15 protein-coding genes are annotated in these 17,540 nt (G+C 42.0%); all 15 read left to right on the top strand.

Translation table 11 applies throughout. The features are described from left to right. The coding region (locus tag AB5Z52_RS11730; protein WP_368266923.1) for a cation transporting ATPase C-terminal domain-containing protein at positions 1 to 262 on the top strand (262 nt) is incomplete at its 5' end. A 318-nt stretch (positions 263 to 580) separates the two neighbouring features. After that, entirely contained in the window at positions 581 to 2,416 is a 1,836-nt protein-coding gene (locus tag AB5Z52_RS11725) for a beta-glucoside-specific PTS transporter subunit IIABC (RefSeq protein ID WP_005469873.1), read from the top strand. Between the two features lie 43 nt (positions 2,417 to 2,459). Beyond that, entirely contained in the window at positions 2,460 to 3,926 is a 1,467-nt protein-coding gene (locus AB5Z52_RS11720) for a glycoside hydrolase family 1 protein (RefSeq protein WP_096711082.1), read from the top strand. A 17-nt stretch (positions 3,927 to 3,943) separates the two neighbouring features. Then, entirely contained in the window at positions 3,944 to 4,792 is an 849-nt protein-coding gene (locus AB5Z52_RS11715) for a PRD domain-containing protein (protein WP_005469876.1), read from the top strand. Between the two features lie 147 nt (positions 4,793 to 4,939). Continuing rightward, entirely contained in the window at positions 4,940 to 5,407 is a 468-nt protein-coding gene (locus AB5Z52_RS11710) for an N-acetyltransferase (RefSeq protein ID WP_081131133.1), read from the top strand. A 349-nt stretch (positions 5,408 to 5,756) separates the two neighbouring features. Beyond that, positions 5,757 to 8,444 (top strand): HAD-IC family P-type ATPase, encoded by a 2,688-nt coding sequence (locus AB5Z52_RS11705; RefSeq protein ID WP_288551504.1) that lies wholly within the window; start codon positions 5,757 to 5,759, stop codon positions 8,442 to 8,444. Positions 8,445 to 8,766: 322 nt separating this feature from the next. After that, complete coding sequence (locus AB5Z52_RS11700) at positions 8,767 to 10,845, top strand: PTS sugar transporter subunit IIA (protein WP_137264758.1); 2,079 nt, start codon at positions 8,767 to 8,769, stop codon at positions 10,843 to 10,845. Positions 10,846 to 10,873: 28 nt separating this feature from the next. Beyond that, entirely contained in the window at positions 10,874 to 11,176 is a 303-nt protein-coding gene (locus AB5Z52_RS11695; protein WP_081131130.1) for a PTS sugar transporter subunit IIB, read from the top strand. 21 nt (positions 11,177 to 11,197) lie between these two features. Beyond that, entirely contained in the window at positions 11,198 to 12,487 is a 1,290-nt protein-coding gene (locus tag AB5Z52_RS11690; RefSeq protein ID WP_103300480.1) for a PTS sugar transporter subunit IIC, read from the top strand. Positions 12,488 to 12,507: 20 nt separating this feature from the next. Continuing rightward, on the top strand, positions 12,508 to 12,897 hold the full coding sequence (locus tag AB5Z52_RS11685) for a hypothetical protein (protein ID WP_081131128.1): 390 nt from the start codon (positions 12,508 to 12,510) through the stop codon (positions 12,895 to 12,897). A 21-nt stretch (positions 12,898 to 12,918) separates the two neighbouring features. Next, the gene (locus AB5Z52_RS11680) at positions 12,919 to 13,791 is read left to right on the top strand and encodes a class II fructose-bisphosphate aldolase (protein WP_081131127.1); all 873 of its coding nucleotides are present in this window, start codon (positions 12,919 to 12,921) and stop codon (positions 13,789 to 13,791) included. Further along, positions 13,788 to 14,408 (top strand): AAA family ATPase, encoded by a 621-nt coding sequence (locus tag AB5Z52_RS11675; protein WP_113849045.1) that lies wholly within the window; start codon positions 13,788 to 13,790, stop codon positions 14,406 to 14,408. Before AB5Z52_RS11680 ends, AB5Z52_RS11675 begins: the two co-directional genes overlap by 4 nt. 329 nt (positions 14,409 to 14,737) lie before the next feature. After that, positions 14,738 to 15,913 (top strand): multidrug effflux MFS transporter, encoded by a 1,176-nt coding sequence (locus AB5Z52_RS11670; RefSeq protein WP_113849046.1) that lies wholly within the window; start codon positions 14,738 to 14,740, stop codon positions 15,911 to 15,913. A gap of 111 nt (positions 15,914 to 16,024) precedes the next feature. Next, positions 16,025 to 17,038, top strand: coding sequence for a tRNA-dihydrouridine synthase (locus AB5Z52_RS11665; protein WP_005469887.1), 1,014 nt, complete (start codon positions 16,025 to 16,027; stop codon positions 17,036 to 17,038). Between the two features lie 148 nt (positions 17,039 to 17,186). Further along, positions 17,187 to 17,540, top strand: a 354-nt coding sequence (locus tag AB5Z52_RS11660) for a MarR family winged helix-turn-helix transcriptional regulator (protein ID WP_368266921.1), incomplete at its 3' end; no start/stop codon positions are given.

Raw genomic sequence — 17,540 nt, 5'->3', positions numbered from 1 at the left:
CCGCAGCGAAACACGTTCTATTTTCAGCATTGGTGTCTTCTCCAACAGTGCGATGAATAAAGCCTTTCTAGTCAGCTTAGCTTTGCAGTTGGCGGTCTTGTTCATTCCATTCTTGCAAGAAATTTTCAAAGTTCAAAGTTTGACAGGAATTGAATGGGTGATCGTGATTCTGCTCTCATTAGTCCCACTGATTGTTAGTGAATTGACCAAAGCTTTTCGCAGCAAAGACGCGAAAGTTTTAGAAGGCAAACTTTCAATGTAACAAACGTCACTGATTTATCGGCATTTTCCTTTTGGGAAATGCCTTTTTTGAATGTTAAAAATTTGTACTTACCTGATTCCTAGAGTTTTACATTTGGCTGTGGTGGCAAACTTATGGATCAAAAATAGTGGTTGCGTTTCCAATTTCTTCGTGGTATTATGCAATTAATAAACAGGCATGTGACTGGTTAAGCAGGCAGGACCTATATAAAGCAATGAGTGAATCGTTCTGATTCATTTGGTTGTTTTAATAGGTGTTGTCTGCTTTTTTCTTTGTTTGGCCAACGAAGAGAAAAATAATCTAAAGGAGAAAAAAACAATGAATGTAAAGGAAACGGCAACTGCCATCATCCAATTGATTGGCGGAAAAGAAAACATCTCTCATTTGGAACATTGTTCAACGAGGTTACGGTTTACCCTGAAAGATCATGCTCTAGTTCAAAAAGAAGCACTAGAAAAAGTGGAGGGTGTCATCGGAGTCCGGCAGAATGTCCAGTGTCAAGTTATCATTGGCAATGATGTTGTGGAAGTTTATGACGAAGTGATGTCACTGTTGGGGCATCAGTTAGACAATGCGGACAGCGGAAGTGCAACAAAGCAGTCTTGGGGAGCTGTCCTGTTGGATTTTGTTATTTCCATTTTTCAGCCACTTATACCGGCGGTTGCCGGAGGTGGTGTTTTAAAATCACTACTGTTACTCGCTTCTGTTACAGGAGTGCTTGATAATCAAAGCCAAACGTATCAAATTTTAAATCTTATAGGTGGAGCCCCCCTTTACTTTTTACCGATTTTAGTCGCTATGACCACGGCAAATAAATTAAAAGTAAATCAATTAGTGGCTGTTTCAGCAGTCGGGGCGCTGATTTTGCCTGAAATAACAGCGTTGCTGACAGATGGAGCAACCTTTTTGGGGATCGGATTACAGAATATTGCCTATGCATCACAAGTTTTTCCTGCAATTTTAACGGTTTTGTTTTATTCGCAAGTCGAAAAACTATTTACTCGTTTTTCTCCAAAACCGATTCGCATCTTCTTTGTTCCGATGATGAGTCTAGTAATCACAGTTCCAGTGGCGCTATTGATTTTAGGACCTTTAGGATTTGAGGTAGGTACAGTTTTCTCTGCAGCGATTATTTGGCTTTATACTCATCTAGGCTGGGTTGCAACAGGTATCTTAGCAGCTGTGTTACCATTGATGGTTGTGACCGGTATGCACAAAGCAATGATCCCTTATGCGGTCTCTTCCATGAGCGAGATGGGGGCAGAATTGCTTTATTTACCGGCTTCACTTGCCCATAATATTGCTGAAGCTGGGGCATGTTTTGCTGTCAGTCTGCGGACAAAAGATCAAAAGCTTCGCTCAACAGCTATTTCTGCTGGAATTTCTGCACTGTTTGGCATTACAGAGCCAGCATTGTATGGGGTAACGATTTTAAACAAACGGGTATTATATGGGGTGATGGCTTCTAGTTTGGTTGGTGGAGCAGTTGCTGGCATCTTTACAATCAAAGCGTTTGCATTAGTGGGTCCGGGTCTTGCTAGTATCACCATGTTCGTTGATGAATCAAATAGTATGAATTTAGTTTGGGCATTAGTCACTTTAGCAGTCTCTTTTCTTGCGGCTTTTGTTTTAGTCCTGTTTCTTTTTAAAGATAAAGTCATGGAGGCCGTTGAAGGAAAAGAAGACCCTCAATCAGAAGTTCTCAGTCAGCCTGTTGCGGGACAAGTTGTTAAGCTAGCCGAAATAAAAGACGATGTCTTTTCCAGCGGAATGATTGGTGAGGGATTCGGTATTATCCCCACATCTGGCGAACTAACAGCACCAGAGGATGGAGAAGTTACTATGTTGTTTGAAACCAACCATGCGATTGGCTTAAAGACCCAGAATGGTGCTGAAATCCTATTCCATATAGGGATCGACACGGTGCAATTAGAAGGAAAATATTTCACACCGCTTGTCAGTGCGGGGGATTATGTCAAAAAAGGACAACCATTGCTTCAATTCGATTTAGAAGCCATCAAACAAGCAGGGTATGACCCGACTGTTATCTGCGTTGTGACTAACAAAGAAAATTTCATTATCAAACCAATTGAACAAACAGAAAATATGTCTAAAAGCGAGGGTGTTTTATCCATCTCTCCATTTGTTTCGTAAAATTCAAGCAGCATAATCAAAAAACGTGAAGGAGAATACAACTATGAGTCAATCAACATTTCCAGAGAATTTTTTATGGGGCGGAGCGATTGCTGCCAATCAAGTGGAAGGTGGGTGGAATTTAGACGGGAAAGGGTTGTCTGTAGCAGATATCGCCACGTATAAACCAGATGTCGACACCAAAAATTTTGCAGCCCATATGCATGTGACGGTAAACGCCGTGAAAGAAGCAATCGCTGATCCAACAGACACGATTTATCCTAAACGTCGGGGAATCGATTTTTATCATCGTTACAAAGAAGATTTGGCGTTATTTGCTGAGATGGGTTTCAAAGTACTACGCTTATCGATTGCATGGACGAGATTATTTCCAACAGGAGAAGAACTGGAGCCAAATGAGTCGGGCATTGCTTTTTATCGAAATGTCTTTCAAGAAATGCAGCGTTTAGGAATCAAACCGATCGTGACACTTTCTCATTATGAAATGCCAGTCGCGTTGAGTTTGAAATATAATGGTTGGGTTGAACGCAAAGTTATCGCTGACTTTGTCCGATTTGCCACAGTCTGCTTTGAGGAATTTGGGGAATACGTAGAATACTGGCTGACCTTTAATGAGATCGACAGCATTCATCGTCATCCCTTTACAACAGCTGGAATTATTCCTGAACAATGTACTCCGGGGAAAGAGCATCAAGAGATCTATCAAGCCTTGCATCATCAATTTGTCGCTAGTTCACTAGTTACAAAAGTTGCACACGAAAAAAATCCTCAAAACAAAATAGGCTGTATGATAACAAAATTAATGACTTATCCGTTAACCTGTGATCCACTAGACGTGGAATTGACATTGAAGAAGAACCTAGAGAATAATTTTTATGCAGATGTTCAAGTAAAAGGAGAATACCCTCGCTTAATTTTGCGAGACTTGGAAAAACGTGGCATCAAGATTGAAATGGCACCGGAAGATCCTCAAATACTAAAAGATTATACAGTGGATTTTCTTTCTTTCAGCTATTATATGTCTATGGCGGAATCTGGGAATCCGCAAGCAGAACGAACACCAGGAAATACTGTACTAGGGGTGAAAAATCCTAAATTACCATCCACTGAATGGGGCTGGCAGATTGATCCTAAAGGACTAAAGATTTCGCTGATCGAGTTATATGATCGCTACCAAATTCCATTGATGATCGTCGAAAATGGAATGGGAGCAAAAGATATCCTTGAAGAGGGGAACGTTCATGATCCGTATCGTAGGGACTATTTCGAAGCGCATTTTAAACAAATGAAAGAAGCGATTGATGAGGGCGTAGATCTGATTGGTTATACAAGCTGGGCACCAATCGATTTAGTTAGTGCTGGTACCTCCCAACTGTCAAAACGATATGGCTTTATTTATGTGGATGCAGATGATGAAGGACATGGCACTTATGATCGATCCAAAAAAGACTCTTTTGACTGGTACAAAAAAGTGATTGAGACTAATGGCGCAATCCTAGCAGGAGAATGACGAAGGAGCGATAGTGCATGATTTATATCAAGAAAGTCTTAAATTCAAGTGTTGTACTTGTTGACAATGAAGGCCAAGAAATGATTGCACTTGGAAAAGGCATTGGATTTGGGAAAAAAGCCGGAGAGCAGATAACGGATTCTCAAATTGATCAAGTATTTCTCCCAATTGATGAAACGAGATCTCTGCAGTTTGCTGAATTAATTGATGAGATACCCATTAGGTTTTTTGAGATGACGAAAGAAATCGTTCAATTGGCCCAACAGTTAATGCCCAATCCGCTAAACTCTACGATCTATTTAACGTTGTCGGATCACTTGCATTTTGCTGTTGAACGCCAAGAGAAGGGGTTAAGTATCACCAATCGTTTGTATTGGGAAATCAAAAACTATTATGCAAAAGAATACGCAGTTGCAGAACAAGCGTTACTTTTGTTACGTGAAAAGTATCAAATCTTTCTTCCAGAAGAAGAAGCATCAAATATTGCTTTTCATTTGATCAATGCCCAATCTGCGTCTGCGGATAATCAGGATGGGTTGAAGAAAGCGAAATTGATTGGGATTATCGTAAACCTTGTCCGCTATTCGATCCAGCAAGATGTGAATACAAATTCGATTCATTATAGCCGCTTTATCACACATGTCCGTTTTTTTGTAGATCGTTTCTTTACAGAAGGATTATTGCAAGAAAAAGACGAAGGACTGTATCGGCAAATGTGGGCCCTTTACCCAAATGCTATGGAGATTGCAACAAAGGTAAAGGCGTATGTAGATAATGAATATCAAACGAAAATCCCTGAGAATGAGATCGTTTTTCTAGGTGTCCATATCAATCGTTTAATGAATCATTCGGCGATTGAACAATAAGAAGCCTGATTTTGGACCTGTCTGTAAGTCATATACCTGTGTAACGATCAGGTATATGACTTTATTCGTAATTTCAAGCAATACTTGATAAAATGACCTACAAATGAATGGGCTATTGTTTTAGACCAGAAGAGGTGTGTATAAAAGATGGAACTAATGAAATATCGAGATGAATACAAAGAAGATGTTGTCAATTATTTTCTGACTGACGAAATGACCTATTTCACAGGGACGCCACAAGAAAATATTGCAATCTCCCAAAAGAATCGACAGCATCATTCGATCTTGGCTTTTTCCCAACAGAAATTGGTGACTTTTTTTGTTTTGGATGCAGGACCCCAAAAAGCAGACTATACGGATGAAAATGACGCTCTTTTGTTGCGGAGTTTCTCTACTGATGCGAGATATCTAAGGAGAGGATATGCAAAAGAAGCATTGCGATTATTGCCTAATTTTGTAAAAATTCATTTTCCAGCAACTAAACAAATTGTTCTTGCAGTCAATAAAAAAAATAGTGCAGCAAAAAAACTGTATTATTCAATGGGTTTTGTAGATAGTGGTGAAGAGAAAATGGGACCCAAAGGACCGCAGCATCTTTTGGTTTATCCCCTTTGATTTGTTTCTTACTGAATGGGTAACAAAAGGGCAGGGGCACTCGTCCTTTTCGATTCGAACCATGCAGTTTCACTTCTGTGCTCCTCATAGTTGTTCTGCTTTAATTGGCAAACTGAGTTGGAGTTGCAGACTTGACTAAAAAAAATGAATACGCTATTATTGATTCTAATTTAAAGGGGGTGGTAAAGGAATGTCTAGTGACTCGAGTGACGGTGAGCAGAAAATCTATTTTGATTTGCCTTACTTTTTGATTGAATAGGACAAGAAGCAGCGCTTTGTTTAGTGTGTCTCACTGAATGGAGGGCTTATTTGTGTTGGAAAAAATTCAATTAAAAAAGGAAGGCAAAAAATGCAGACAAAGAACTATCAACTTACTATTGAAGAAACAATGGAAAAATATGGACTTAAGGATAGGACAGGATTAACTAAAAAGGAAGCAGCGCAACGTTTGTCAGAAGTTGGTTTGAATCAGCTAACAACAAAAAAGACCCCTAAATGGAAATTGTTGTTGCGGCAATTCAACAATATGATCATTTATATTTTGATCTTCTCTGCACTATTGACATTACTCATGGGACACCTTTCGGATGCAATCATTATCGGAACGGTTGTCTTGGTCAATGCATTGATTGGCTATTATCAAGAAGCCAATGCCTCGGACGCACTGGAACACATCAAGCAAATGCTGTCTACACAAGCGACGGTCTATCGGGAAGGCACTCGCCAAGATATTGCAGCAGCAGAAGTGGTTCCCGGTGACGTGGTTTTCTTGGAAGCTGGTGACAATGTACCAGCGGATCTACGGATCATTGAAGCAGACAATCTACGAATACAGGAATCTCCGCTGACAGGCGAACCTGATTCGGTTGAGAAAACGAGCATGCCATTGCTAGAAGATGCTATCGCTTTAGCAGAACAAAGCAACATTGCTTTTGCGTCGACATCGGTTACCTCTGGTAGCGGGAAAGGAATCGTTATTGCTACAGGTCAAACAACAGAGATCGGCAAAATCTCTTTTGAAGTGAACCGCACAGAAGAACGCAAGACTCCTTTGATGAAAGAAATAGATGGGTTAGGTAAGGGTATCACCTATGTGATCATGGGGGTCGCGATTGTCCTGTTTGTGGTCAGTCTGTTTTTAGAAACCTATGCTCTTTCTGTACTTTCTTTAGCCGTTGTGACAATGATCGTAGGTTCGATCCCGGAAGGCTTACCAGCAACGACTTCCGTTGTTTTAGCAATGGGGGTCAGCGAAATGGCCAAAAACAAGCAGACCATCATCAAAACATTGCCGGCTGTTGAAACATTAGGTTCTGTCGATGTGATCGCTACGGATAAGACAGGAACTTTGACCAAAAACGAGATGACCGTTAAGGACATCGTTTTAGCACATCAGCAATACCAGATCACTGGCGACGGCTATCAGCCGAAAGGGGAGATTCTCCCGCTTTCTCCTGTTACCGAAGCAGATGAACAGGAGCTAGCCTTATTCCTAGAAGCAGGATTTGAAGCGAATGACACTGTGCTAGTGGAAGAAGAGAACCATTGGGGGATCAATGGCGAACCAACCGATGGCTCTTTCTTGACCCTTTATTACAAAAAATTTGCCTATCCCGAAACCCCTGGCTATCAAGAAATCGCTATGCTGCCTTTTGATTCCGACTACCGCTACATGGCAAAGCTGGTACAAAATCAGGCAGGGAAACGCCTATTATTTGTTAAAGGTTCACCAGACAAGCTGTTTGCCATGGCGAAGGTCTACGACCAGAACTTTAATGAAAAAAGTTGGTCTGCTAAGGTCCAAGGGTTGTCTTCAGAAGGAAAACGGGTGGTTGCAGTGGGGTATCGTTCGCTAACAGACCAGCAGACGGTCGATTCACTGGATGAAACGGTCTTTGCTGAAGGTGTGCAGCTTTTGGGCATCGCCGGTATCATCGATCCGCCTCGAGAAGAAGTCATCGCTTCTTTGCAGGAGATGAAGCAAGCTGGGGTCCAAGTCAAAATGATCACCGGGGATCATCCTTTAACAGCAAAAGCAATCGGTGAAAAGTTAGGATTGGCCAAAGAAATCAATGTAGTGACTGGCTCTGAACTGGACCAAATGGCAGAGCGTGATTTTCAAGACGCAGTCATCAGGAATCAAGTGTTTGCTCGAACAACACCTAAAAATAAGCTGGAAATTATCAAAGCCTTGCAAGCCAAAGGGAAAGTGACAGCTATGACCGGGGATGGGGTCAACGATGCACCTGCCTTAAAGCGGGCCGATATTGGGGTAGCAATGGGAATCAGCGGAACAGACGTCGCCAAAGATTCTGCAGATATGATTTTGACTGATGACAACTTTGGCACCATGGCTTCGGCGATCCAAGAGGGACGAAGAATCTATGATAATATCAAAAAGAGCATTTTATTTCTGCTGCCTACCTCATTTGCGGAAGGCTTGATCATTGCTTTTACGATCTTGATGCAAAATGACATGCCTTTGCAAGCCACTCAGCTGTTGTGGATCAATATGGTTTCGGCAATCACGATCCAGTTTGCCTTTATTTTTGAACCGGCAGAAAAAGGAATCATGCAGCGGAAACCTCGAAAAACTGGGAACAGATTATTGAATACTCATGATATTTGGCAAATGGCTTATGTCTCAGTGTTGATGGCAGTCATCAGCATTTTAGCCTATGAATGGTTGTTGACACAAGACGTCGACCAAGCGGTTGCGAGTACCATGATGGTCAACATTGTTGTGTTAAGTAAGATCTTTTACTTGTTCAATATTCGTACGAGCGAGTCTGCTTTCTCGAAGGCGTCCTTTACCAATCCGAAAGCCTTTTTGATCATCGGTGTGATGGTGGCTTTACAAGTTGTCTTGACCTATGTGCCATTTATGCAAAAAGCTTTCCATACGGCGAATCTATCACTGACCGGTTGGGGGATCGCACTGCTTTCCGGGGCCGTTATTTTGCTAGTCACGGAACTGGACAAATGGTTCCGGAATAGGAAAGAATACAATGTAAGCTATAAAGAGATTCGTGAATAACGAGATAACCATTGACTGAATCAGAACAACTCTTTTCTTTAGGAAAGTCAATTTTACAAGAGTAAGTTTTTTGAATAGTGCTATAAAGGGAGGCCTCTCGATGTATGAGAGCCTCCTTTTTTTGTTTTTTTATTCGCTGTTGTTTCTTTTATCAAGCAGACTCTTCACAAAAAGCAGTTGCTGTGGTAGTAACAAGAGAAATGATTTAATCATTCAATCCCACCAGATGAGGTGCAGGTATCTGCCAGTTCAAGTGGAAGGAATGTCTACTTTTTTATTTGTAAGCGGAAACATATACTGAATTCAGAAAGGAATAACCATCATGAAAACTAGAACAGTTGAACTGATCCAAAAATTCATTTCTTCTCACTACCCGCTCAAAGCGGAACAATTGGCTGCAGAATACAATGTGAGTCAACGGACCATCCGTCAAGAAGTCTTGGAGGTCAATACGTGGTTGAGGCAGCAGCAGCTACCTGAGGTTGCAACTATTCGTAATCAAGGCTTCCTCTTAGATCTGACAGTCAGCCAACAACAAAAGGTGAGAACGCAGTTAGACCATTTACAAGCAGACTTGCTGAATCGTCAAGAGCGGACCTTCGATTTAGTCTTATCGATCGCTTATGAGAAAACAGCGGTTTTTCTGAATCGCAAAGAAGCACGTTTTCAAATTTCTAAAAGTACGATGGATGAGGACATGCGTCGCTTAAGAGCAGATTTATTAAGGTATGGGATCGAGATCGTCAGTTATGGCAAACAAGGACTGCTGTATAAAGGACCAGAAAGAGCCATTCGGACAATGATCTATGATTTCGTTAATCAAAATTTGGGTAGAGTCGATTTTTCTGAAAATAGAGAAGAAAAAACTACGCCAGCACGGGCGATCTTCCATCATTATTTCCCCCGAGAAGAAAGTCTGCGACTGGAGAAAATCTATTCAGAAAAAATCGTCAAGCAAGAAGATGATATCTATAAAAACCAGATTTTGTTGTTTACTTGGATTTGGATTCAGCGAATAAAAAGGCACGAGCTGATTTCGGCAGTAAATTGGAAAACCATCGATTACCAAGAGGACGGTTTTTCCGACTTTGTTGAACAGGTCATCAAAGAATTTCAATTGACAGCAGTCCCTCAAGTAGAGCGCAACTATATTCGTTTCACGATTGAGACTTTCAACGCAAGAGATATATCCAATTCTCTTGAATGGGTGCAAGCACAACTATTGACCATTCAACTGATTCAATTCGTGGAGCAAGAAACGCATATTCCTTTTCATTTAAAAGAAGAAACATTATGTGAAAATCTTTATAAGCACATGGCTGCATTGATCGTAAGGATAAAGAATAAGATCCAAGTCATGAATCCTCTGAAAGAAAATATCCGTTTGAACTATGGACCCATTTATCGAGCAGTCACTTTGTTTATGCCAACGATCGCCGAAGTGATTGGAGCAACAGTCATTGAGGATGAGATCGCTTTTCTGGTGATTCACTTTTCAACGATTGCCAGTGTGATCAAGCGTGATCTAGCGTCGATCTACAAGTCGGTAGTGGTCTGTAATCATGGGATGGCGACCGGAAATCTATTGGCGGAGAACTTGAAAGAAAAGTTTCCCCAGATCGAAGTCGTGGCTGTATTAAGTTCAAAGGAAGTTGCTCTCGTTGACAAATTGGATGTTGATCTGATTTTCAGCACATTTCATTTGCCCTATAGCAATAAACCGCTGCTGGTGGTCGATCCGATCTTAACGGATGCCAATCGGTCAATCATTTCAGAATTCTTGGATCGGCATCAAACCTATCAGCGGCTAGAACCTAGCGACAATGAACCGACAGTTCTGTTTACCAAGGTTTTGGACCTGGTAGCAGAAAGCGGCGGCCGAGTCGATCGCAGGATCTATTCCAAATTAGAAACATTATTTGAAAACAATCATTTAGAAATCAACAAAAGGGAGATCCAGCCAATGTTAAAAGATATTCTGACAGACAATCATATTCTGATACAGGCCCAGGCCGCGTCTTGGCAAGAAGCTATTGAAGTTGCCGCCAAGCCATTGATCAAAGAGGACATCATTGAGAAACACTATGTTCAGGCAATGATCCATGCAGTAGAAGAATACGGGCCTTATATCGTCATCGGGAAGCACTTGGCTTTGGCCCATGCGCGACCCGAAGATGGTGTCAATACATTAGGTGTTAGTGTAGTGACCATGAATCAGCCGATCCATTTTGGCAATCCGGAAATGGACCCAGTGAAAATAATTTTTTGTTTAGCCGCGGTGGATTCCTATTCACATCTAGCGATCATGAAAGAACTGATTGAACTGATCAATGATGAAGCAAAACTCAATCAGCTGATTGCATGTACAACCATTGATCAATTTAAACAATTACTTTTTTAAGTGAGGATAAAAAAAGGGGAGAAGACAGATGAACAAACTGAATATTTTATTTGTATGTGGGGCAGGATTAGGCAGCAGTTTTGCAGCGCAGATGTCAGCAGAAGATGTTTTGACCAAGCTAGGAGTGACAGCCAAACTGGATCATTGTGATATTTCATCCGCAGTTTCCATGAAACCGGATGTTATCATCACGGCAGAAAATTTCCGAACCCAATTCGAGAAATTCTCCATTGATCCACAGACTGCCATGGTGTATTTGAAGAATATTGTTTCTAAAGCAGAGATCGAAGAGAAGCTAACACCGGTGTTACAAGCAAAGGGCGTTATTTAAGAAAGGAAAGAGGGGGAAAAGATGGGCGTTATCAATTTTATTATCGAGAATATTTTGACACAAGCCTCAATCACGATTGCATTGATTGCGATGTTAGGGCTGATTTTGCAAAAGAAGTCAACCGGACAAATCATTTCGGGGACATTGAAAACTCTTCTAGGCTTCCAAGTATTAAGTGCGGGTTCCAGCATTATTGTCGGTAGTTTGACTTATTTTGGTCAAATATTTACCGAAGGGTTTCAAATGCAAGGCATTATCCCTTCCATTGAAGCAATCAATGGGCAAGCAATGAATGAACTTGGTCTAGGCAGAGATATTGCATTAACTTTCTTAGCTATTTTTGTCTTTAATATTTTGCTGGCACGATTTACAAAATGGAAATACATTTTCTTGACGGGACAAGCCATTCTGTGGATGGCTACGATGACCACGGTATTTGGCTATTTCGCTGGCTTACGCGGGATTGTCCTGATTTTAGTTGGTGGCTTTGTCGGCGCAGTCTTCGCCGTGGCTATGCCAGCGATCGCACAACCGATCATCCGCAAAGTAACCGGATCTGATGATATCGCATTAGGACACTTCTGCACCATCGGCTATTTATTTGAAGCAGGCGTCGCTAAGCTTTTTGGGGAAAGAGGCGAAAACAAGAAATCGATTGAAGACATCAAACTACCTTCCCATTTTGAATTTCTCCAAGATACGTACTTATCTGTGATGGTCGTAATGGTTCCCCTTTATATTGTGACTGTTTTATTCGCAGGGGAATCCTTTGCTTCTGAACTATCTGGTGGGCAAAACTATATCATGTTTGCTTTCCTTCAAGCGATTCAATTTGTCGTAGGGGTCTATGTATTGTTGGCGGGCGTCCGTTTATTGTTAGGGGAGATTGTTCCGGCATTCCGAGGGATCGCGATGAAGCTGGTTCCTGATGCGATTCCAGCACTGGATTGTCCAGTGTTCTTCCCTTATAGTCCAAATGCTGTCATCTTAGGATTTATCACAACGACTATTGGAACGGTAATTGCGATGTTTACATTGCCAATGTTTGGACTAGCAATGATTTTGCCGGGGATGTTGACAAATTTCTTTGCCGGCGGGACAGCTGGTATTTTTGGAAATGCGGTTGGCGGTAGACGCGGTGCCATCATCGGCGGTATCGCTCACGGATTCTTCATCACCTTATTGCCAGCATTACTCGTAACGATCTTCAATTCAATGGGCTTTGTCAATGCAACTGCGACGGATGTCGACACTGTGGTTGCTGCACTCTTGTATGCCTGGATTTTAAGCCCAATCCTAAAAGCCTTTTAATCGGAAAGTAGGGAAACGTGATGTTTGGTTTTTTTAACAAGAAGAAGGAAGCAAAAGAAATAACTGAATTAGCACCTGAGACAGTGGAGCAGCTTCAAAGAGAGATCGATCAATTGAATCAAGAAATAGCCGTGAGCCAAGACTCACGAAAATTAGCAGCACTTTTAGAACAAGCTGGTCTTAACTATGCAGCTTTGAATGAATGCGATCAAGCGATCCAACTTTTAGAGCAGAGTTTAGCGAATCAAAAAAGTATTGGCGATGGGTATAAGAAATTGATGCATTTGTACAATAAGAAACGAGCCGAAGCAGCCCGAGCCGGTGATGATCAAGGGATCGATTATTATATGGGGAAAATGGATGAGATGCGGCAAATCGCGAAACAAGTCACGATTACCGGTAATAAATAATAAGATAAGGTGGATTTGATTATGTACACAACGTTAAAAGAAGTCACGAAAACAGCGGAAGAATTGAATTTTACGGTGGGGGCTTTTAATACCCACAATTTAGAGATGCTTCCTGCGATGCTGCGCGCGGCCAAAGAAATGGGAGCACCAATCATTATTCAGACGAGTGTCGATACTGCTAAATACATTGGGATGAATGTATTGGTCCATGTGATGAAAGCTATCGCGGAGGAGGAAATGGTCGATGCGGTCTTGCATTTGGATCATGCACGGGATTTTGATGATATCAAAGAAGCGATCGACAGCGGCTATACCTCTGTGATGTATGACGGTTCTCATTTACCCTTCAAAGAAAACATTTTGAAGACAAAAGCGGTGGTGGAATATGCCCATGCGCATGGCGTCTCGGTAGAAGGCGAGTTGGGAACGATTGGTGGGACAGAAGAAGGGATCCATGTGGCTGAAGATGACAAAGTTTATACAAAACCAGAAGATGCGTTGGTCTTTGTCAAAGAGACCGGAGTGGATGCATTAGCAATTGCTATTGGGACGAACCATGGACAATTCAAATCAAAAACGGAAGTCAATATTCCCTTGCTAAAAGAAATTGATGCACGAGTAGATGTTCCACTAGTGATCCATGGGGGAACCGGAGTCAAAGAAGAAGATTATCCGGCATTGATCAACAATGGCATCCGCAAATTCAATGTTGGGACCGAGCTGTTGGTACAGTGGACGAAAGCTGCTAAAACGACCTTTGGTGAAACAGAAATCAACAAGTCTTTAAGACACAATGTCATTCCGGCAAACGAAGCCATCAAAGAAACAGTGAAACATAAAATCGGCTTGTTCATGAATGTGGAAAGCCCAACGTCATTGAGAAAAGTAAAATGAAAAAGTATCTTATTCTTTTAGCTGGCAGCCCAGGAACTGGCAAGACATATCTCCTGCAGCTACTGAAGCAACGGTTGCCCGACATGTATACGATCACCATTGACGAAATCAAAGAATATTATGCGGATTCTGTGGGATTTGATGATTTATCTCAACGGGCCGAGCAAGAAAGAACGAAAGTCTATCCGTTCTTTTATCGCGCATTAGAGTTATATATGGAAGCGGGGAAAAAAGTCATTGTTTCGGAGTATCCATTTAGCGATAAGCAAAAAGGACGCTTGCGAGACCTTGCTGATACTTATGCTTATGAAGTAATCACGATTCGCTTAACGGCTGATTTCGAAGTGTTGTGGGAACGGCGTTACCAGCGAGATCGGGAGCCGGAACGGCATTTGAGCTATATCATGGATCACTATCATTATGGCGATAGTTTAGAAGACCGTTCATTAGGAACCAATCATATTACAAAGGAAGAATTCCGACGAATCATCAATGAACGAAAGTACGCTGAATTTGCTTTGGGAACGCTCTATGAATTTGATGTGACGGATTATCAGCAAGTAGATTATGGTCCATTGCTCGATCAGTTAGTGTACCAGATTCAACACGATGAGTAAGTAAAAATGATCGCTGAAATACTGCCACTGGCTTTTCATCGCTCAAATCACTCAATAATTATCTTCATGTGAAATGCTTATTGTTTTCTTACTACTAGTTTTTTGGTAGGGAGAAGGCAATAAGCTTTTTTCGAGATCTGTTAGGAATTGAAGGGTGAAACGCCCTATTGTCTTTAAAGCTTCTTAGAACCAAAAAAAAGCCATATCCAATCGAATTGTTTTAGTTGTTTAAAAATATCTGAAATTAAGAAAAATTCTCATTGAAAATCACCACGGAATCAGCTAGTATTCTAGAGGCAGGTTTTTTAGATAGGAAAGGAGAAGGAAAAATGGAGTTATCAAAAGGTAGGATCATTTGGCTGTCCTTATTGCTTGGCACATTGAGCGCCTATGGCCCTTTACTAATGGATGCTTATTTACCGGCTTTTCCAGTCATTCAAGAAGAATTAGGAATCAGTGCTTCTCTCACACAAATGAGTTTGACCATGTGTCTGATTGGTTTAGCATTAGGTCCATTAGCAATCGGAACACTTAGTGACCGGATTGGGCGCAAGAAACCTCTTGCTATAGGGATAACCGTAGCGATTCTTTGCTGTTTACTTGTTCCCTTCGTGCGAAATATCTGGTTATTCCTAGCTTTGCGTCTCTTGCAAGGAATCGCCAGTTCCGCAGGGATCGTTTTGACCCGTGCGATTGCGAAAGATTTATTTACCGGCGAACGGCTGACGAAGTTTTTTGCGATGCTGATTGCAGTGAACGGTATTTTCCCGATCATTTCCCCACTGCTAGGCAGTGCGATTTTGGCAGTGGCTTCTTGGCAAACGATTTTTCTTTTTTTGGGTGGTTTAGGCATCCTGCTATTGCTTGGTATTCTCTTTGGCTATCAAGAAACATTACAGCCGCAAGAACACATCCATCAGATGGAATCTGGCTGGCGGGCAGTATTGTCTGATCGCATCTTTGTGTTACTGGTGCTTATCCAAGGATTTATTTATGGTGCATTGTTTAGTTATATTTCAGGATCCTCTTTCATGTTCCAAAATGTCTATGGGCTCAGTGATCAAATGTATAGCCTCTTGTACGGTATCAACGGGATCGGTATCATTGTGACTGCGGAGCTTTCGGGGATTTTATCGCGGCGATTGTCCCTAGTCCAGCAATTAGGCAGCGGATTGGTGATCGGTTTTATTGGCAGTGTACTGGTGATGCTGAGTGGCATCAGAAATTCTATTGCATTAGCGATCATTGGGCTATTTCTGGTCGTGGCGACATTAGGGATCGTCAATTCGGTGGTAACTACATTAGCGATGGATCGGCAAGGTGAACACGCTGGGGTCGCTTCCTCGATCTTAGGGATCGGCATGTACAGCATCGGGATCATCTGTACGCCGCTAGTAGGTATCATGGGCAGTCATACCTATCTTCCACTAGCGTTACTGATCTTTTTGTGCGAAATCGGTGCATTAGGCGTCTATCGAGTAATGAAACAAGAAGCGAGACCATGAGTGCGGATGGTCTCGCTTTTTGCTTCTTTTGCTTATTCCTAGTATAATGACTATGTTTTTGTAAGTTGGATCAAAGAAGTGATCCGGTCACTAAGAAATGGAGCGGAAAGCATGACAACAAATTTTTGGGCGGAGTTACCGAAGCCTTTTTTTATTTTAGCACCAATGGAAGATGTGACAGATGTAGTGTTCCGCCATGTTGTGCAGACAGCAGGGGCGCCAGATGTCTTCTTTACGGAATTTACCAATTCAGATAGTTACTGCCATCCAGATGGGATCGAGAGTGTTCGTGGTCGACTGACATTCACAGAAGACGAGCAACCGATCGTCGCCCATATTTGGGGAGACAAGCCGGAATTTTTCCGGCAAATGAGTATTGGAATGGCGGAAATGGGATTTAAAGGGATCGATATCAATATGGGTTGTCCTGTCCCAAATGTTGCCGGTCGCGGCAAAGGCAGCGGCTTGATCTTGCGTCCCGATGTGGCGGCTGAGTTGATTGAAGCGGCAAAAGCAGGTGGGTTGCCAGTCAGCGTCAAAACACGGATCGGCTACACAGAAATGGCTGAGATGGAAGCTTGGATCACTCACTTGTTGCAGCAAGACATTGCCAATCTTTCTGTTCATTTGCGGACCCGCAAAGAGATGAGTAAAGTCCCTGCCCATTGGGATCTGATCCCAGAAGTTCTAGCGATTCGTGATCGAGTGGCACCTCAAACATTGATCACTATCAATGGCGATATTCCAGATCGTCAAGCAGGACTAGCGTTAGCCCAACAGTATGGCGTAGACGGAATCATGATTGGACGGGGCATTTTCAAAAATCCCTATGCCTTTGAGAAAGAACCAAAAGAACACTCATCGGAGGAATTATTAGGGTTGCTGCAATTGCAGCTAGACCTGCAAGACCATTATGCTACGATGGTTCCCCGATCCATTGCCGGATTGCATCGCTTCTTTAAGATTTATGTCAAAGGATTTCCTGGGGCGAGCGATTTGCGCGCACAATTGATGACGACTAAGTCGACGGATGAAGTTCGCAGACTTCTAGCAGAGTTTCATGCTAATAAAGCTGCGGGAACATTGTCTGAAGAAGTATCTGATGCTGCTGAAGAGCACAAATAACTAGCATTTCTCTCCAAGGAGAGAAATGCTTTTTTTTGTATGTAGAAGTAACCTTGACAATAGATAGGTACCTATGTAAAATAGAGAGCAGTCTGTTAAGTAGGTACCTATTTAATTGGTTTTAATGAACAAAAAAGGAGCAATACATATGTCTTACTCAGAGCAAAAGATCGTTGAACGGTTTTTTGAAGTGTATAAATTGAATCGTCGTTATTCTGAAAGAAAATATGGTCCCTTCATGCCTGGGCGGGGTCAGTTCAACTGTTTGTTAGTTTTGGACGAGCGCGGCACACTGAATCAGAAAGACTTAGCCGCCTATTTGGCGATCCGCTCAACATCAGCAGGGGAGCTCTTAAAAAAAATGGAGAAAAAAGGCTGGATCAAAAAAGAAACATCTCCGCAAGATAAACGAATCCAGTTGATCTCATTAACGAAAGAAGGAAAAGCTGAAGCTGCTGCGATGAAACAAAAACGCAGCAAAGCACACCAAGATATGCTGACC

This window comes from Enterococcus sp. RTP21361st1_A6_RTP21361_211029 (assembly GCF_040910045.1).
Lineage (GTDB): Bacteria > Bacillota > Bacilli > Lactobacillales > Enterococcaceae > Enterococcus_D > Enterococcus_D gallinarum.
This window is presented reverse-complemented; position numbering and strand designations above follow the sequence as displayed.